Raw genomic sequence first — 18,815 nt, 5'->3', positions numbered from 1 at the left:
CATGCAGGCAAAAAAAACCCGCGCCTCTTTCAAGGCGCGGGTTCTTTCATTGCGTCACGCGATCAACGCTCAAGCAGGATCCGCAGCATGCGACGCAGCGGTTCGGCCGCGCCCCACAGCAGTTGGTCGCCGACGGTGAAGGCACCGACGAACTGCGACCCCATGTTCAGCTTGCGCAGACGACCGACCGGCACGTTCAGGGTACCGGTGACTTTCGTCGGGCTCAGCTCCTGCATGCTGATTTCGCGCTGGTTAGGCACCAGTTTGACCCAAGGGTTGTGCTGGCTGATCAGCCCTTCAATGTCGGCGATCGGCACGTCTTTGTTCAGCTTGATGGTCAGCGCCTGGCTGTGGCAACGCATGGCGCCGATGCGCACGCAGATACCGTCGACCGGGATCGGGCTCTTGAAGCGACCGAGGATCTTGTTGGTCTCGGCCTGGGCCTTCCACTCTTCGCGGCTCTGGCCGTTCGGCAGTTCCTTGTCGATCCACGGGATCAGGCTGCCGGCCAGCGGTACGCCGAAGTTTTCGGTCGGGTACGCGTCGCTGCGCATGGCTTCGGCCACACGGCGGTCGATGTCGAGGATCGCGCTGGCCGGATCAGCCAGTTGATCGGCGACAGCGGCGTGGGTCGCGCCCATCTGCTTGATCAGTTCACGCATGTTCTGCGCGCCGGCACCGGACGCCGCCTGATAGGTCATGGCGCTCATCCACTCGACCAGACCGGCCTCGAACAGACCGCCCAGGCCCATCAGCATCAGGCTGACGGTGCAGTTGCCGCCGATGTAGTTCTTGGTGCCCGCGTCGAGCTGCTGGTCGATGACCTTGCGGTTGACCGGGTCGAGGATGATGACGGCGTCGTCGTTCATCCGCAGGCTCGAGGCCGCGTCGATCCAGTAACCCTGCCAGCCGGCTTCGCGCAGCTTCGGGAACACTTCGCTGGTGTAGTCGCCGCCCTGGCAGGTCAGGATCACGTCGAGGGTCTTCAGCTCATCAATGCTGTAAGCGTCCTTGAGCGGAGCAATGTCCTTGCCCACGGACGGGCCTTGGCCACCGACGTTGGAAGTGGTGAAAAACACCGGCTCGATAAGATCGAAATCCTGCTCTTCCAGCATCCGCTGCATGAGCACGGAACCGACCATGCCGCGCCAACCGATCAGACCTACACGTTTCATCGCAACTACACCTTCTTGAAAAGTGGGCCGCTGCTTTGTCTTGAATTTCGCAGCGGGCCCGAGAGATTACAGATTCCGCAGCGCGGCGACTACTGCGTCACCCATTTCCTGCGTACCGACTTTAGTGCAACCGGTCGAAAAGATGTCGCCGGTGCGCAGCCCTTGATCCAGCACCACGCTGACCGCTTTCTCGATGGCATCGGCCGCTTCGTGCAGATTGAAGCTGTAACGCAGCATCATCGACACCGACAGAATGGTCGCCAGCGGGTTGGCAATGCCTTTGCCCGCGATGTCCGGCGCCGAACCGTGGCAAGGCTCGTACATGCCCTTGTTGTTGGCGTCCAGCGAAGCCGACGGCAGCATGCCGATGGAGCCGGTGAGCATCGACGCTTCGTCGGACAGGATGTCGCCGAACATGTTGTCGGTGACGATCACGTCGAACTGCTTCGGTGCACGCACCAGTTGCATGGCGGCGTTGTCGACGTACATGTGGCTCAGTTCGACTTCAGGGTAATCCTTGGCCACCTGCTCGACCACTTCACGCCACAGTTGGCTGGACGCCAGCACGTTGGCCTTGTCCACCGAGCACAGCTTTTTGCCACGAACCATGGCCATGTCGAAACCGACGCGGGCGATGCGGCGGATTTCGCTTTCGCTGTACGGCAGCGTGTCGTAGGACTGACGCTCGCCGTTTTCCAGAGTACGGGTGCCACGCGGCGCGCCGAAATAGATACCGCCGGTCAGCTCACGGACGATCAGGATGTCCAGGCCGGCAACGATTTCCGGTTTCAGGCTCGAGGCGTCAGCCAGTTGCGGGTACAGAATCGCCGGGCGCAGGTTGCCGAACAGGCCCAGTTGCGCACGGATTTTCAGCAGGCCGCGCTCAGGGCGGATGTCACGCTCGATGGTGTCCCATTTCGGACCGCCCACGGCGCCCAGCAGCACGGCGTCGGCAGCGCGAGCGCGGTCGAGGGTTTCGTCGGCCAGCGGTACGCCGTGCTTGTCGATGGCCGCGCCACCGATCACGTCATGGCTCAGCTCGAAGCCCAGGCTGTACTTGTCGTTGGCCAGCTCCAGCACCTTGACCGCTTCGGCCATGATTTCCGGACCAATACCGTCGCCTGGGAGAATCAGAATCTGCTTGCTCATGCTTTCCTCGTGTCTTCAGTCGGTGCGCCATCGACAGGCGCGCCCGGAAAAATACTTATCGTTCCAAGATTACTTTTCAGCCCAGAGCACCAGTACATCTGTACTGAACGAACCATCGGCCTCAATCTCAAAATATTCGCGCACTTCGTTGCCCATCGACTGCTGCAACTGGCGGATCGCGGCGCGCATCACTTCAGGTGTGCGCATGCGCTCGACCCAGCTGTTGTACTCCAGACGCAGGCGCTGACGCGTGGTGCTGCGGGTGTGCAGACCGGCCTCGCTGACCTGGCGCAGCCACTCACCGGCAGAATAATCGCGTACATGGCTGGTGTCGCGCAGCACTTCGACGCTCTGCAGGTAGGTGTCGAACAGCGGACTGCCCGGCGACAGCACGTCGATGAACGCCGCCACGCCACCCGGCTTCAGCACCCGACGCACTTCGCGCAGCGCCACGCCGAGGTCACTCCAGTGGTGCGCCGAGTAACGGCTGAACACGAAATCGAACTCGCCATCGGCGAACGGCAGGCGCTCGGCGGCACCGTTGACCGTGGACACATTGCTCAAACCGCGATCAACGGCAGCCGCAGCCACCACGTCGAGCATTTGCTGCGACAGGTCGTAGGCCACCACTTCTTTCACCAGCGAAGCGACGTGAAAACTCACGTGCCCGGCGCCGCAACCCAGGTCCAGCACCCGAGCCTCGCCCTGCCCCGCCAGCTCAGCCTGTAGCAGCGCAAATTCAGTGCCTTGAGCGTGAACGGCGCTGCTCAGGTAGGCGGCGGCCTGTTCACCGAATTGCTTTTGTACAACCTGACTGTGCTGGGCGGTGCTGGTCATGAGTACTTCCTTTGTTGGGGTTTCAACCTTTCTAATTCACGCGTCGCGGAACAACCACGGCTGACTGGCGCGATGCTTGCCTTCAAACGCCGCGATCGCATCGCCGTCCTGCAAGGTCAGGCCGATGTCGTCCAGACCGTTGAGCAGGCAGTGCTTGCGGAACGCGTCGATCTCGAAGCGGTACACCTTGCCGTTCGGGCTGGTCACGGTCTGTTCGTGCAGATCGATCTGCAACTGATAGCCCGGCGCGGCCTCGACCTGTTTGAACAGTTCGTCGACTTCGGCATCGCTCAAGATGATCGGCAGCAAGCCGTTCTTGAAGCTGTTGTTGAAGAAGATGTCGGCGTAGCTCGGCGCGATGATGCTGCGGAAACCGTATTCTTCCAGCGCCCATGGCGCGTGCTCACGGCTGGAGCCGCAACCGAAGTTTTCGCGGGCCAGCAACACGCTGGCGCCTTGATAACGCTCGGCGTTGAGCACGAATTCCTTGTTCAGCGGACGCTTGGAGTTGTCCTGATACGGTTGACCGACATCCAGGTAACGCCACTCGTCGAACAGGTTCGGGCCGAAACCGGTGCGCTTGATCGACTTCAGAAACTGCTTCGGGATGATCTGGTCGGTGTCGACGTTGGCACGATCCAGAGGTGCGACAAGGCCAGTGTGCTGGGTAAAAGCTTTCATGCTGCGCTCCTCAGATCAATTCACGAACGTCGATGAAACGACCGTTCACCGCCGCCGCAGCGGCCATGGCCGGGCTGACGAGGTGGGTACGGCCACCGGCGCCCTGACGGCCTTCGAAGTTACGGTTGGACGTCGAGGCGCAATGCTCGCCGGACTCCAAACGGTCCGGGTTCATCGCCAGGCACATCGAGCAACCCGGCTCACGCCATTCGAAACCGGCTTCGAGGAAGATCTTGTCCAGACCTTCGGCCTCAGCCTGTGCCTTCACCAGACCCGAACCCGGCACCACGATGGCCTGCTTGATGGTCGAAGCAACCTTGCGGCCCTTGGCGATCACCGCAGCAGCGCGTAAATCTTCGATGCGCGAGTTGGTGCAGGAACCGATGAATACGCGGTCGAGCTGGATGTCGGTGATCGCCTGATTGGCGGTCAAACCCATGTATTTCAAGGCGCGGACGATCGAGTCGCGTTTGACCAGATCCATCTCTTTAGCCGGGTCCGGCACGTTCTGATCAACGGCCAACACCATTTCCGGCGATGTGCCCCAGCTGACTTGCGGCTTGATCTGTGCAGCGTCGAGTTCGACCACGGTGTCGAAATGCGCGTCGGCGTCGGACACCAGGTCTTTCCAGGATTCGACGGCCAGATCCCACTCGGCGCCTTTCGGAGCGAACGGACGGCCCTTGACGTAGTCCACAGTCTTTTGGTCCGCCGCCACCAGACCCACACGGGCGCCGGCTTCAATGGACATGTTACAGATGGTCATGCGGCCTTCGACGGACAAGTCGCGGATCGCGCTGCCAGCGAACTCGATAGCGTGGCCGTTACCGCCGGCGGTGCCGATCTTGCCGATCACGGCGAGAACGATGTCCTTGGCGGTCACGCCGAACGGCAATTGGCCTTCGACGCGCACCAGCATGTTCTTCATTTTCTTGGCGACCAGGCACTGAGTGGCGAGCACGTGCTCAACCTCGGAAGTGCCGATACCGTGGGCCAATGCGCCGAACGCGCCGTGGGTCGAGGTGTGCGAGTCGCCGCAGACCACGGTCATGCCCGGCAAGGTCGCGCCCTGCTCCGGGCTGATCACGTGGACGATGCCCTGGCGGACGTCGTTCATCTTGAATTCGACGATGCCGTATTCATCGCAGTTGTCGTCGAGGGTCTGAACCTGCAAACGCGAGACCTGGTCGGCAATGGCCGCGATGCCGCCCTTGCGCTCCGGGGTGGTCGGTACGTTGTGGTCCGGGGTCGCGATGTTGGCATCGATGCGCCATGGCTTGCGCCCGGCCAGACGCAAGCCTTCGAAGGCTTGCGGCGAGGTCACTTCGTGGATGATGTGACGATCGATGTAGATCAGCGCCGAACCATCGTCGCGCTGCTTGACCAAATGCGAATCCCAGAGCTTGTCGTAGAGCGTTTTGCCGGCCATCAGACGTTTCCTCATCAGCTTGTTTCTATGCCCTGGGCTTATCAATAACCCTTTGGCTTGTGAGGCCGATCCTATGGGGTTAGATTGAATAACTCAAATTCATATTTTTTATGCTTTGGATAACCAACTGGAATACGAACATGGATCTGGCCAACCTCAATGCTTTTATCGCCATCGCCGAGTCCGGGAGCTTCTCCGGCGCCGGTGAACGCCTGCACCTGACGCAACCGGCGATCAGCAAACGCATCGCCGGGCTGGAGCAGCAACTGAATGTGCGGCTGTTCGACCGACTGGGCCGCGAAGTGGGTCTGACCGAGGCCGGCCGGGCCTTGCTGCCACGGGCTTATCAGATTCTCAACGTGCTCGATGACACGCGCCGCGCCCTGACCAACCTGACCGGCGAAGTGACCGGTCGTCTGACCCTGGCCACCAGTCACCACATCGGCCTGCATCGTTTGCCGCCCTTATTAAGGGAGTACACCCGCCGTTACCCACAGGTGGCGCTGGATATTCAGTTCCTCGATTCGGAAGTGGCCTACGAGGAAATTCTCCATGGCCGTGCAGAACTGGCGGTCATCACCCTGGCGCCGGAGCCGCACACACTGGTCAAGGCCACGCCGGTCTGGGATGACCCGCTGGATTTCGTGGTTGCACCGGAACACACATTGATCAGCAACGGCGCTGTCACATTGGCGGACATTGCCGGCCATCCGGCAGTTTTCCCCGGCGGCAACACCTTTACCCACCATATTGTCCAACGTCTGTTCGAGGCACAGGGGCTGACGCCGAACATCGCCATGAGCACTAACTACCTGGAAACCATCAAGATGATGGTGTCGATTGGCCTGGCGTGGAGCGTTTTGCCGCGCACCATGCTCGATGAACAGGTGGCGCGCATACCTTTGCCGGGCATACAGCTCAGTCGCCAGCTAGGCTATATCCTGCACACCGAACGGACGCTGTCGAATGCTGCACGGGCGTTTATGGCCCTGCTGGACGCTCAAATCGATCTGCCAGGGAATCACGGCTGACTTGTGCTACTCCTATAGAGCTGCCGTCCCTGTGCCTAATGCCCAAATCAGCTCAAGGCCCCTTAACAATGCCGAAATCTGTTGACCGTATTCCGCCGATGCCGCGTATTCAGGCCATTGATCCACGGCGTTCCGAGCAGAGCTGGGAGAGCGCGCCGCAATTGCTCGCGGCGCTCAATGGCGCCCGACTCGGCGCCTGGTATTGGGACATCGAACGCGGGCAGATCAGTTGGTCGCGGGGCACTCAGGCCTTGTTCGGCTTCGATCCACGGCAGCCGTTGCCCGAAGATCTGGAATACCTCGACCTGCTGCCGCCGGAAGACCGGGCGAAAACCGTTCGCGCCTTCCACGCGGTAATAGCCGGCGCGCCACTGGAACAGGCGATGCACCACCGCATCCGCTGGCCAGATGGCAGCCTGCACTGGCTGGAGATCAATGGCAGCCTGCTGCCGGACAAGCATGGCCGGCCCCGAATGATCGGGGTGATCCGTGAAATCACCCACCAGCGGCAACGGGAACAGGCCCTCAGCAGTTCGGAGAAACGTTTCGCCACACTGTTTCATCTGTGCCCGAACATGGTGCTGCTGACCCGCCAGGAAGACGGCCTGATCAGCGAGGCCAACCAGTATTTCGAAAGCCTGTTCGGCTGGCCGGTGCAAAGTGCGATCGGACGTACCACCCTGGAACTGGGCCTGTGGGTGCATCCCGAGCAACGGGCGGAGCTGGTCAAGAAGACCAAGGCCAAGGGCGAGCTGATCAGCATGGAAGTGCAGTTCCGCGCCAGCAATGGTCAAGTCCACGACGGCATCCTCAGTGCACAAAAGGTCGAACTTGAAGGCCAGCCTTATTTATTGAGCACCTTTCTCGACACCACTGAGCGCAAAGCCGCCGAACACGCGCTCAAGGACAGCCAGGAACGCCTCGATCTGGCACTGGACTCTGCCCAGCTCGGCACCTGGGACTGGCACATTCCCAGCGGCATGCTCTACGGCTCGGCCCGCGCCGCGCAATTGCACGGGCTGGAGCCGATTCCGTTTCACGAATCTTTTGACGAATTCTTCGAAGGCGTGCCCGGCGAGGAACGCGACAGCATGCGCGATGCCTACCGCAGTCTGCGCGAAGGTCCGGCGGGCAATTATCAACTGACCTACCGCGTGCAACTGCCGGACGGCAGCTCACGCTATCTGGAAAGCCGCGCCCGCCTCTATCGCGATGAAAACGGCGCGCCGCTGCGCATGGCGGGCACCCTGCTGGACATCACCGATCAGGTCGAACGCGAACAACGGCTGGTGGCTTCGGAAGAGAAGTTCGCCACGCTGTTCCAGGTCAGCCCCGACCCGATCTGCGTGACCCGCCAGGAAACCGGGGAGTTCATCGAGATCAACTCCAGTTTCACCCAGACCTTCGGCTGGAGCGCCACTGACGTCATCGGCCATACCGCCGAAGAAATCGGCCTGTGGGATGCCTCGGCGAAAAGCCTGCAGCGTATCGAACGGGTGATTCGCGAACAGGGCCTGAGCAATGTCGCGATCATCGTCCAGCACAAGGACGGTCAGTCGCTGACCTGTGTGATTTCCAGCCGCCAGATCAGCGTCGGCAATCAGCCGTGCATCGTCACAACGCTGCGCGACATTACCCAGCAACAACGCTCGGAAGCGGCCCTCAAGGCCAGTGAAGAGAAGTTCGCCAAGGCGTTTCACTCAAGCCCCGACGCCATCACCATCACCGAACGTGACACCGGGCGTTATCTGGAGGTCAACGACGGCTTCTGTCGCCTGACCGGTTATCGCGCCGACGAAGTGGTGGGCAAAACCGTGTATCAGGTCGGCATCTGGGCCGAGGAAAAACAGCGCTCGGGGCTGCTTGCCGAGCTACAGATCAAGGGCCGTGTGCACCATCAGGAAATGCTCGGGCGCAACAAGCGCGGGGAGTTGCTGACGGTGGAAGTGTCGGTCGAACCGATCACGCTCAACGAAACCGCGTGCCTGCTGATGACCGCCCGGGACGTCAGCCTGCTGAAGAACGCCGAAGCGCAGATCCGTCATCTGGCCTATCACGACCCGCTGACCAACCTGCCCAACCGTGCGCTGCTGATGGATCGCCTGAGCCAGCAGATAGCCCTGCTCAAACGCCACAACCTGCGCGGCGCGCTGCTGTTTCTCGACCTGGATCACTTCAAGCACATCAACGACTCGCTCGGCCATCCGGTCGGCGATACGGTGCTGAAAATCATCACCGCGCGACTTGAGGCCAGCGTGCGCATGGAAGACACCGTGGCGAGGCTCGGTGGCGATGAATTCGTGGTGTTGCTCAGCGGCCTGGAAGGCACCCGCAACGAAGTCAGCGGCCAGGTGCGTGAACTGGCCGACACCATTCGCGAATTGCTGTCCGAACCGATGTTCCTCGACGGCCAGCGCCTGCAAGTGACGCCGAGCATTGGCGTGGCACTAATACCCGATCACGGTTCGACCCCGACCGACCTGCTCAAGCGCGCGGACATTGCGCTGTATCGAGCCAAGGATTCCGGGCGCAACACCACGCAGATGTACCACAACACCATGCAGAAAGCGGCCAGCGAACGGCTGCGCATGGAGACCGATCTGCGCCTGGCGCTGTCCCGTGGCGAATTCAACGTGCATTTCCAGCCGCAAGTGGACGCCCGGGACAATCGCATCATCGGCGCCGAAGCGCTGGTGCGCTGGAATCACCCGGAGCTCGGTGCGCAATCACCCACCGAGTTCATCAAGGTCCTGGAGGACAGCGGGCTGATTCTCGAGGTCGGCACCTGGATCCTCGATGAAGCCTGCGATGCCTTCAAACAACTGATCGCCGACGGCCTGATCGATCCTCTGGCATTCAGCCTGTGCGTGAACATCAGCCCCCGGCAGTTCCGCCAGAACGACTTCGTCGAACGCATCGAACACAGCATGACCAGCCACGGCCTGCCCTGCTCGCTGCTGAAACTGGAAATCACCGAAGGCATCGTCATCCAGAACCTGGAAGACACCATCAGCAAGATGCGCCGCCTGAAAAAACTCGGCGTGAGCTTCGCCATGGACGACTTCGGCACTGGCTATTCATCACTGACCTACCTGAAACGCCTGCCGGTGGACACGCTGAAGATCGATCAGTCGTTCATCCGCGACGCCACCAGTGACCCCAACGACGCCGAGATCATTCGCGCCATCGTCGCCATGGCCCGCAGCCTGGAACTGGAAGTGATCGCCGAAGGCGTGGAAACCCCGGAGCAGCTGGAATTCCTGCAAGGGCTGGGTTGCCATTTGTATCAGGGGTATCTGCACAGCCGGCCGGTGGCGCTGGAGGTATTGAAAGGCTTGCTGGATTGACCGGAACGCCTGCGGTTGCCGACCGCAGGCATCGACGTCAGGCCGGTAATTGCCAGGGTTGGCGGCAACCTGTAGGGTCGCGTTTTTTCGCGCCGTTTCGAGATCGATCATGCAGGATGCAACCCTCCCCCGCCCGGCCCTGCTGGGCATTGACCTTGGTACCACCAACAGTTTGATCGCCGTCTGGCAGGACGGTCAGGCCCGGTTGATCCCCAACGCCCTCGGCGAGGTACTCACGCCTTCCGTCGTCAGCCTCGATGAAGACGACAGCATTCTGGTCGGCAAAGCCGCCCGCGCACGCCTGACCACCCACCCGGAACGCACAGCGGCGGCGTTCAAGCGATTCATGGGCAGTGAAAAACATCTGGAACTGGGTGGGCGCTCATTCAGCCCGGAAGAACTCTCGGCGCTGGTGATCGGTTCGCTCAAACAGGATGCCGAGGCCTTTCTCGGTCATCCGGTGTCTGAAGCGGTGATTTCCGTGCCGGCGTATTTCAGTGACGAGCAACGCAAACGCACGCTATTCGCCGCCGAACTGGCGGGCCTGAAAGTCTCCCGCCTGATCAACGAACCGACCGCCGCCGCCATGGCGTACGGGCTGCACGAACAGAAATTCGAACGCACGCTGATCTTCGATCTGGGCGGCGGGACCTTCGATGTCACGGTGCTGGAATATGCGTTGCCGCTGATCGAGGTGCATGCATCTACCGGTGACAACTTTCTGGGTGGCGAAGACTTTACCGAGGCCTTGCTGCAGGCGTGCCTCAGCGACTGGCAACTGACGCCCGCCATGATCGACGCGCAGGGCATGGCCAGCTTGAGCGATGCGCTGGAACAGCTCAAATGCAAACTCGGTGAAGGCACCCGGCACCTGAACTGGCGATATGCCGACAGGACGTTCGAATGGTCGCTGGACGAAACCCGTGCGATAAAAATCTGGGAACCTCTTCTGGCCCGCTTGCGCGCACCGATCGAGCAAGCCCTGCGCGATGCCCGCCTCAAACCCCGAGACCTCGACAGCCTGGTGCTGGTGGGCGGCGCCACACGGATGCCGGCGGTGCAGCAAATGGTGGCCACGCTCTTCGGACGCCTGCCTTACCGACACCTCGATCCGGACACGATCGTCGCACTGGGTGCGGCGACGCAAGCGGCGTGCAAGGCACGGGACGGTGCAGTTGAAGAGTTGATTCTGACCGATGTCTGCCCTTACACCCTGGGGATTTCGACCAACCGTGGTGAAGGTATCAGTGGTGCTTTTTCGCCGATTATCGAGCGCAACACCGTTATTCCGACCTCACGGGTACAGCGCTACTCCACAACGTTTGCACAACAGACCGAGATCCGCATTGCGGTTTATCAGGGTGAGCGCCCGTGGGTGCGCGACAACATCTTCATTGATTCCTTTGATGTGCAGTTCAAGCCCAGCGAACACATTCAGAGCCTGGATGTACGCTTCAGCTATGACATCAATGGCCTGCTGGAAGTGGACGTCACCCTGCTCGACAGTGGCGAACGTCACAGCCACAGTATCGACCGCAGTCCGACCGGGCTCGACGAGCAGGCTCGGCAAGACAGCCGTGAACGACTTTCTACCCTGAAAGTCCACCCTCGCGATTCGCTGCCCAACCGCACATTGCTGGCACGCCTTGAACGCGCCTGGATGCAGAGCCTCGGCAATGAACGCGAACGCATTGCCGACTGGATGGACACCTTCAACGCCGTGCTCGGCGGCCAGCAACCCAGGGAGATTGCCAGCCATCGATCACAGCTCGAGAAGGCGCTCGATGAACTGCATCTCTAACCGTTGAGCCGACGCAGCGTAGCCTGCAAGCCGCCGGGCAGCATGTCTTCACCGGCGCTGTCCGGCGGCACACCATAACGGTTGGGCAGCATGTCACCGGGAAACGCAAACAGCATCAACGGCAGAAACGGCAACACCGGCGACAGGCAGAGCAGGATCAACAACGTCGGGATGCCCCGCCCCATGTCATGCAAACGTCGCAGTATGGCCCCAAGCAAGAACACACCGCCCAGCAGCAATACGGCAATTGCGGAAAACGGTGTGCCGCTGAGCAAAGCCGCCAGCGGCGTCACCAACAACGAGCCGAGCACCTGCCAGAAGAACGGCCCGCGCGCCAGGCGAGTATTCAGGCGCCAGAAGGCCAAAGGCGATGCCGGACGACTGTCGGCCCGGGCCAGCAGCAAGCGTTCCGACCACGACAACAATGCACTGAACGCCAGACGCAGACCGACCCCATGGTCCGGGTTGTCCTTGGCGCGCTGCATGCGCAGCAAAATCTTCTGTCGCGGCACCCCGGCGCTGCCGTAGCGCACCAACCCTTTGAGCGCATCGAGGGCCAGGTAAAAGGTCTCGCTGTGGATACCTTCATACTCCGTCAACGCCTGTGATGGCGGGTGCGTCGGCTCGCCCTTGATCAGACTGTGACGGAAACCGTCGAACCAGTCCTGTGAGTTGATGATCTCGGTTGTCCTTTCGAGCAAATAGCGGCGTTGCTGCGCATCCATCAATGGATCGTGATACAGCACACCCGTCAGCAGCATGCGTCCGAGCACGTCATCACTGAACGCACGCAAGTCGCTGTGCACACAATCATACAAGCGGTCATTGCTCAGTAATCGCACGCTGTCGAGTGCTTGCTGGACGCCCGTCAATTGCCGGGCAAGTACGGCATGCACCGGGTCTTCGACCTGCAACCAGCCAAGCAAACCGTTGAGATCTCCCTGCTCGCGATAAAGACGCCGCAACAGCGGTTGCAACCGACTGGCTGGCTGGGCCGAATCGAACGGCAGGTGTTCCAGCGTCAGATCACCCGTCAAGCTCAGCCAGCGCTCCGGCTCGCTGAGCAATGCCAACAGATATAGGGTGCTGGCGTGCCATTGCCACACCGCTTCTCCCGAGCCGACAGGTGGCAACGCCACGCCTCGATCACTCAATTGGGTCAGCACACTTAGCACCGCCAACTCGCCGGCCATGTACGTGTCGCCCAAGGAGAATGCCTGCTCGACTCGCTCCAGCGCTACCGGGCTGTATGCTCGCAACCTGCGCAGCCATGCAAGGCAGACTTTGTGGCCGCTGCCTTTCTCCAGCGCTTCGGGCAGGTGCGTTTGCTGTGAACCCTCATCGATAAACGCGCCCATCGTCAGCGGGATCGGCCCATGACTCAACCAACGCAAATGCTGTCGGGCTTGAGACCTGAACCCGCTCAGAACCAGTTCTTCAAGTGCATCGATGGCCGGAGGCTGATCGACCAACTGTTGTAACAGTTGCACATCGCCTCGATGCAGGGCCCAGGCATGTCGATAAAGCTGCTGCAGTCGAACATCGTCGTGCGCGCCCAACAGCAACGCGAGCAAAGGCAATTCGTCGTCGGCCATCCGCCAGTTCAAAAACGCCTTGGCCAGGCCCTGAGTCTGGTCCGGGCCAATGCCCATCCAGCGAGCCAGGGTTTCGGGCCGGAGCGATGGACTGCCGTAGGCTTGAGTGGCATCCCCCAGATCAAAGGCCCAATCGCGAAAATCACCGAGACGGTCGAAGGCCTGAATCAACAAAGGAAGAAAATCCGGCTGACGCCTGGCGCACAAGGCCAACAACTCGCTCTCGGCCTTTGGGTGCCGGTGTTCCTGCCAGAGTTGCACCCAGCACGCAAATGCCTCGTCCTCCAGCCCCAGCAGGCTGTTCTGACAGGCCAGCAGGTACAGCGAATCCACGTCATTCGGCGTTTCACGCTGTAGCTCGACGCAGAACTGCCGCAGGCCCTCGCCCCCAATGCCAGCCTGAGTGAACTGCACGACCAGACGCTTGATCGACGCCGTGTGATCCGGCAATGGCAGGCAGGTGTGCCGACTGACAAAGCGGTCGAACTCCTGCAGCGAGCGCTGATTGAAGATCATATCCAGGGTGTGCAAATACCAAAGGCTTTCGGTCTGTGCAGCGGCGGACCAATCCCCCATCAACGCCATATCGAACGGGTCGGGCTTATTGATCTGATCGAGAAAGTCTTCCGCCTGCCGAGCCTGCTCGAAGCCCAGCGACATCAACTGATGCTGCCAGCCCATGTGGTCAACGAGTACGCTGGCGCAACGATGCGACAACAGATCGGCGTTGAACATCTGGCCAAACAGCGCCCAGCGCAGGTCGTCGAGCACGCCGAGCGGCAGTTGATCCAGGGTTTTGACAAAGCTCTGCCAGGCCTGCGGATCAAAACGCTGCGCAGGGTCGTTCAACAGATTGTCAAAGTCGGCAAGGGCCTGAGGCACTTCCGAAACCACGGTTTCAGACACTTCAAGTGCTTCTTCGCGAGCAAAGCGAATCGCACTTTCGTATGCCTGACGCAGTGCCTGGAATCCTTCAGGGTCGGATTCCGGATGATGTTCCGGCAGCCGTGCGCGGTAGGCATCTCGAATCAACGATTCATTGTCGGTGGGTTCGATACCCAAACGTATCCAGCAACTCATGACCAGTCGAACTCCTCAAGAGATTCCGGACGCTGGGGCAAGTCGAGCTCCAGATGCCAAGGCAGGTTGTTCAGAAAAACCGGCATGTTCTGCGCAAGCCCACGGGCCACTTGCACGCTGTTCGATTGCTCGCCCTGCCGATCCAGCTCGAAAGCAAAGGTGTCATCACCTTTGCTTTCACACCCCCAGAACCCGCGACCGAAAAGGAATCCGTTGAAATACGATTTCCAGCTGCTGTAGTGATATTGGGCCCTGACCGCCAACCGCCCGTGCAACCAGGCGCTTTCAGTCAGATCGATCCACTGGTTGCGCACCGCGCAGCGCAGCAGAAATCCCATGCGACCATAGTCCCAGGCCAGAATGCCGCCAGGCCCGCAGTCACCAAAGGTGCGACTGGCAAAATCGTGCAGAACGCGCTCACGCGGTTCGAGAGTTTCCATCAATGCGTGCCATTCGCCGGGCAGACAACGCTGCCAGGCCTGATAGGCACCATTGAGATGCCTGGCATGACCGTTGTCGGTCATGCGTTTGAACATGCTCAATAATTGCGGGCGGTCATTGATTCCCCAGCTGCATTGCAAGTCGATGAATTGTGGATCGGCGTAAAACGCTGGCTCGTCGTATTCGGCGCGAGGATTGAGCGCCACCATCGGCGCAGAGAGGGCGCACAGCCAGCGCTGTTGAATATCGTCCATGAAAAAGGCTCCAGGCCGACCGGTAAGGATGGGAGTCGGCAAAACTGCGGCGGATTGTAGAGAAACCGCCGCTGGCGGCAAAGCCGAACCGCAGTTTTCCTGCGCCCACAAAAAAGGCCCCGACGTATCGGGGCCTTCGTTCAGCGGCTTATCGTCCGTTCAGACGATTTGTTTCTGCAAGTGAATCAGTGTTGCAGCGCCGGCTTCTGCGTCCCGTTGATCGGGATGCGCTTGGCTTTCGCTTCTTCCGGGATCACACGCAGCAGATCGATGCTCAGCAGGCCGTTGCTCAGGCCGGCGGCCTTGATCTCGATGTGATCGGCCAGGCGGAAGGACAGCTTGAATGCACGCTGGGCAATGCCCTGGTGCAGGAAAGTGACGCCTTCGTTCGCGTCACGCTTGCCGCCACTGATGGTCAGCACACCTTTCTCGACTTGCAGTTCCAGGTCTTCTTCCTGGAAACCGGCCGCCGCCACGACGATGCGGTATTGATCGTCACCGTGTTTTTCGACGTTGTAAGGCGGATAGCTGCTACCCGGTTCGTTGCGCAGGGCGGTTTCGAACAGGTCGTTGAAACGGTCGAAGCCTACCGAGGAACGGAACAGTGGCGCGAGGGAAAATGCAGTACTCATGGTTCAAATCTCCTGAAAACAATCAGCAAGGTTTTTTGTCTCCGCGACCCGAATTCGGCATCGCGTAACCCTTAGATAGGGACCTGCGTTTTGTTTTCAAGAGATTGTTCGGAGATTTTTTCAGGCGGCTTCGGCGACCGGCAAGCCCAGCAAACGCGAGACGTGGTCCGGCTCGGTTTCTCGGCGCAACACGGTGAACAACTCGGTAGCCTCAGGATAATTGCGGGTCAGCATCGCCAGCCATTGCTTCAAGCGGCCCGGGGATTGGCGCGCTGTCATCTGCGCCTTGGCTTGCAGCCAGAAGTCCTGGATCAGCGGCAGCAGCTCGGCCCAGGTCATCTCGACGACTTCCTCGCCGGCACGGGCGGCAGCGATCTGACGGGCCAGATCCGGACGCGAAACCAGGCCGCGACCGAGCATGATGTCCTCGACGCCGCTGATTTCCCGGCAGCGGCGCCAGTCGTCGACGCTCCAGATGTCACCGTTGGCAAACACCGGCACCTTGACCACGTCCTGCACGCGCGGAATCCACTCCCAATGAGCCGGTGGCTTGTAGCCGTCCATCTTGGTTCGAGCGTGAACCACAATGTGCTCGGCGCCGCCTTCGGCCAGCGCCGTGGCGCAGACCAGCGAGCCGTCCGGGCTATCGAAACCGAGGCGCATCTTGGCGGTAACCGGAATGTGCGCCGGCACGGCACGCCGCACGTGTTCGACGATCTGGTTGAGCAGCTCCGGCTCCTTGAGCAGCACCGCACCGCCACGGGACTTGTTGACGGTCTTGGCCGGGCAGCCGAAGTTCAGATCGATCACTTCAGAACCCAGTTCGCAGGCCAGCGCAGCGTTTTCCGCCAGGCACACCGGATCGGAACCCAGTAATTGCACGCGCAACGGTACGCCGGAAGCTGTGCGGGCGCCGTTGAGCAATTCAGGGCCGAACTTGTGGAAATAGGCCGGAGTCAGCAACTGGTCGTTGACCCGGATGAACTCGGTCACACACCAGTCGATACCGCCGACACGGGTCAGGACATCGCGCAGGATGTCATCGACCAACCCTTCCATCGGCGCCAGAGCAATTTGCATGGGAAACACACACTCAAGGAAAAACGTGCGGCAGTTTACTGGGTTTCGCGGGTTAAACCCACGTCCGCTGTCTGGATGGCCGGGCCGTAGCCTTCGATGAACTCGGCGGGCATGCGCTTGGGCCTGCCGGTGGACAGCTCGATGCAGACAAAGGTGGTCTGGGCGCGCAGCAGCGTGGTGTTGTCGCTGGGGCGAATCAGCTGGAAGTGACGGGTCATTTTCAGGCGCTGATCCCAATCGACGATCCAGGTCGCCAATTGCAGTTCATCACCTTCGTAGGCGGCCGCCAGGTAGTCGATTTCGTGCCGCACCACCGCCATCGCCCGATCCAGACGACGGTACTCGACCAGATCCAGACCCAGCCGCTGCGAGTGGCGCCAGGCGCAACGTTCGAGCCAGGAGACGTACACCGCGTTGTTCGCGTGCCCCAGCCCGTCGATGTCCTCGGCGCCCACTTGCAGATCAATGGTAAACGGCGTTGCCCGATCCCAGCCCATGCCCTACTCCCGGTCAAATGATTCAACCGAGGCAGTGTAACGGATGACTACGCCGATTGCCGCGCCTGAAGGCTGCGACCGGCCAGCAGTGATAACACGCCATCAATCACCCGAGGGTCGGCCAGCACGCGCTGGTGACCGCCGGCTTCCAGGCGCAGCAGTCGGCTGTCGAACCAGGATTCGTGGATCAGTTGGGATTCCTTGACCGAGACGAAGGTGTCGTCTTCGGCGTGCACGATCAGGCCCGGCATATCCAGCTGATAGTGGGCGACATCGAGGGTTGCGGCACGCATACCGACGTCCTGCTCGACTTGCCGAATGAAGGCAGAACGAGCTCTTGGCGGCATTCCGACGTAACGGGCAAACCCGCGCAACACGCCCAGAATGCGAGCCGGCGCAGCAATGCTGACCAGGGTTTCAGTGCGCAACCCCAATTGCACCGCGAGCATGGCGCTGGCGCCGCCCATGGAGTGGCCGATGACGGCCTGCAGCGGAGGCAATTCAGCGGCGGCTTCGAGCATGGCCCGGGCAAACAGTACGACGTTGGCTTCGCGCCCTGGCGAACGACCGTGGGCCGGACCGTCGAGAGCGACAACGGTGTAACCGGATTCGACCAGCGCCGTGATCAGCGCGGCAAACTGGGTCGGACGCCCTTCCCAACCGTGCATCAGCAGAACCGTCGGACCTTGCCCCCAGCGCAGCGCGGAGAGGCCGAAACGCAAAGTGATCCGCTCGGATTTCGCCAGCAGCGGCAATTCCCAATCCCGTGGCGCATTGGCGCGTGGGGTCATGAATGCCAGCCGCATTTTGCTTGCCACCAGTTTCGGTGCAAACCAGCCCAAGGTGCCATTAACGCCGCGAACCCACTTCAACGTGCTCATCGCTCTCTCCTCAGGCTCGTTGCCTTCAGGTCAACGCACCGCCGACTTGGCAGCGCGCAGCAATCGATCGGATAAATCACCAGGCCCCAACGCCCTTGAGAGCGCCAGACCACCTACCATCAAGGCCACGTCGGCCAACGTTTTATCGATGTCTTCAGGGCTTGAAGCCAACTGCGCGATCATCAACTCCAGGTGCTCGTTCAGTGCGATGCGGAACTCTTCCGGCAGCCGTCCCAGCTCACCGATGGATGCCGGGATCGGGCAGGCCGAATCGCTGGAATCACGGTGTTTGCGCGACAGGTAGAACGCTGCCACCAGGGCGCGACGTTCTTCGCCGGTCAATTCAGAGTCCATATCGGCGATCAGGTCTCGGCGACGCCCCAGCAACTGCTTGAACGCCTCAAGCATCATGGCGTCCTTGCTTTCAAAGTGCGCATAGAAGCCACCGACAGTCAGGCCGGCGGCGCCCATCACTTCACCCACGCTCGGCTCGGCCGGGCCACGCTGGATCAGTGCGGCGCTGGCAGCCTTGAGGATGCGTTCGCGGGTTTGAGCTTTTTTGTCGTTCATCGTTGCCTCCGAATATTACGATTAGAATATTATTCTCATAATAATATTCTGCAAGTCGAAAATATGACCGCTGGTCTGAAGCACAGTTTAAGGAAAAAGGAGATTTGGCCAAACGCCAGACAAACAAAAGGGCCATTCAATAATTGAATGACCCTTATAAATCCCGCAGAGCGGGTAATCGTGGCGTCCCCTAGGGGACTCGAACCCCTGTTACCGCCGTGAAAGGGCGGTGTCCTAGGCCACTAGACGAAGGGGACACAAACCTTCTATACAACTGATCAGTGCTGAGATCTGATCGATTCAAGGTCGGTGTGGCCAGACCCTGAACTGTAAAT

At 60.6% G+C, this 18,815-nt stretch carries 15 protein-coding genes and 1 tRNA gene; 3 read left to right on the top strand and 13 right to left on the bottom strand.

Going from position 1 to position 18,815, the window contains the following annotated elements:
* Window positions 1-62: 62 nt before the first annotated feature.
* The 5 genes from asd to leuC form a co-directional block, all read right to left on the bottom strand.
* On the bottom strand, window positions 63-1,175 hold the full coding sequence (asd, locus tag AC1RR7_RS21400; protein WP_064363920.1) for an aspartate-semialdehyde dehydrogenase: 1,113 nt from the start codon (window positions 1,173-1,175) through the stop codon (window positions 63-65).
* A 66-nt stretch (window positions 1,176-1,241) separates the two neighbouring features.
* On the bottom strand, window positions 1,242-2,324 hold the full coding sequence (leuB, locus tag AC1RR7_RS21395; protein ID WP_085732478.1) for a 3-isopropylmalate dehydrogenase: 1,083 nt from the start codon (window positions 2,322-2,324) through the stop codon (window positions 1,242-1,244).
* 69 nt (window positions 2,325-2,393) lie between these two features.
* The gene (locus AC1RR7_RS21390; RefSeq protein WP_011333352.1) at window positions 2,394-3,161 is read right to left on the bottom strand and encodes a class I SAM-dependent methyltransferase; all 768 of its coding nucleotides are present in this window, start codon (window positions 3,159-3,161) and stop codon (window positions 2,394-2,396) included.
* A 36-nt stretch (window positions 3,162-3,197) separates the two neighbouring features.
* Window positions 3,198-3,842: a 3-isopropylmalate dehydratase small subunit gene (gene leuD / locus AC1RR7_RS21385; RefSeq protein ID WP_096821195.1), complete on the bottom strand. Its 645-nt coding sequence runs from the start codon at window positions 3,840-3,842 to the stop codon at window positions 3,198-3,200.
* Between the two features lie 10 nt (window positions 3,843-3,852).
* Window positions 3,853-5,271: a 3-isopropylmalate dehydratase large subunit gene (gene leuC, locus AC1RR7_RS21380; protein ID WP_096821194.1), complete on the bottom strand. Its 1,419-nt coding sequence runs from the start codon at window positions 5,269-5,271 to the stop codon at window positions 3,853-3,855.
* Between the two features lie 140 nt (window positions 5,272-5,411).
* Between leuC and AC1RR7_RS21375 the strand changes: the two genes are divergently transcribed.
* From AC1RR7_RS21375 to AC1RR7_RS21365, 3 genes are all read left to right on the top strand, one after another.
* A complete protein-coding gene (locus tag AC1RR7_RS21375) occupies window positions 5,412-6,302 on the top strand; it encodes a LysR family transcriptional regulator (RefSeq protein ID WP_096821193.1) in 891 nt (296 codons plus the stop codon).
* Between the two features lie 68 nt (window positions 6,303-6,370).
* Window positions 6,371-9,649, top strand: a complete 3,279-nt coding sequence (locus AC1RR7_RS21370) for a PAS domain S-box protein (RefSeq protein WP_493158391.1) — start codon at window positions 6,371-6,373, stop codon at window positions 9,647-9,649.
* Window positions 9,650-9,758: 109 nt separating this feature from the next.
* Window positions 9,759-11,450 (top strand): molecular chaperone HscC, encoded by a 1,692-nt coding sequence (locus AC1RR7_RS21365; RefSeq protein ID WP_493158390.1) that lies wholly within the window; start codon window positions 9,759-9,761, stop codon window positions 11,448-11,450.
* Here the strand turns inward: AC1RR7_RS21365 and AC1RR7_RS21360 are convergent.
* The 8 genes from AC1RR7_RS21360 to AC1RR7_RS21325 form a co-directional block, all read right to left on the bottom strand.
* Window positions 11,447-14,125 carry a DUF805 domain-containing protein gene (locus AC1RR7_RS21360; RefSeq protein WP_493158388.1) on the bottom strand — a complete coding sequence of 893 codons (2,679 nt, stop codon included), beginning with the start codon at window positions 14,123-14,125 and terminating at the stop codon, window positions 11,447-11,449. The two genes, AC1RR7_RS21365 and AC1RR7_RS21360, sit on opposite strands and share 4 nt — an antisense overlap.
* On the bottom strand, window positions 14,122-14,820 hold the full coding sequence (locus AC1RR7_RS21355; protein WP_102621525.1) for a DUF1266 domain-containing protein: 699 nt from the start codon (window positions 14,818-14,820) through the stop codon (window positions 14,122-14,124). The genes AC1RR7_RS21360 and AC1RR7_RS21355 overlap by 4 nt, the downstream gene beginning before the upstream one ends.
* Before the next feature lie 185 nt (window positions 14,821-15,005).
* On the bottom strand, window positions 15,006-15,452 hold the full coding sequence (locus AC1RR7_RS21350; RefSeq protein ID WP_102621524.1) for an Hsp20 family protein: 447 nt from the start codon (window positions 15,450-15,452) through the stop codon (window positions 15,006-15,008).
* Window positions 15,453-15,572: 120 nt separating this feature from the next.
* Window positions 15,573-16,532 carry a tRNA dihydrouridine synthase gene (locus AC1RR7_RS21345; protein WP_493158386.1) on the bottom strand — a complete coding sequence of 320 codons (960 nt, stop codon included), beginning with the start codon at window positions 16,530-16,532 and terminating at the stop codon, window positions 15,573-15,575.
* Window positions 16,533-16,567: 35 nt separating this feature from the next.
* The gene (locus AC1RR7_RS21340; protein ID WP_493158384.1) at window positions 16,568-17,029 is read right to left on the bottom strand and encodes an acyl-CoA thioesterase; all 462 of its coding nucleotides are present in this window, start codon (window positions 17,027-17,029) and stop codon (window positions 16,568-16,570) included.
* A 47-nt stretch (window positions 17,030-17,076) separates the two neighbouring features.
* Entirely contained in the window at window positions 17,077-17,910 is an 834-nt protein-coding gene (locus AC1RR7_RS21335) for an alpha/beta fold hydrolase (RefSeq protein ID WP_085732470.1), read from the bottom strand.
* Window positions 17,911-17,940: 30 nt separating this feature from the next.
* Window positions 17,941-18,480 carry a TetR/AcrR family transcriptional regulator gene (locus AC1RR7_RS21330; RefSeq protein ID WP_102621522.1) on the bottom strand — a complete coding sequence of 180 codons (540 nt, stop codon included), beginning with the start codon at window positions 18,478-18,480 and terminating at the stop codon, window positions 17,941-17,943.
* A gap of 181 nt (window positions 18,481-18,661) precedes the next feature.
* A tRNA-Glu gene (locus AC1RR7_RS21325) sits at window positions 18,662-18,737 on the bottom strand.
* Window positions 18,738-18,815 lie beyond the last annotated feature (78 nt).

The organism is Pseudomonas sp. GW821-FHT11G12, assembly GCF_058808055.1.
The sequence above is the reverse complement of the archived record's forward strand: the minus strand, read 5'-3'. Positions and strand labels throughout refer to the sequence as shown.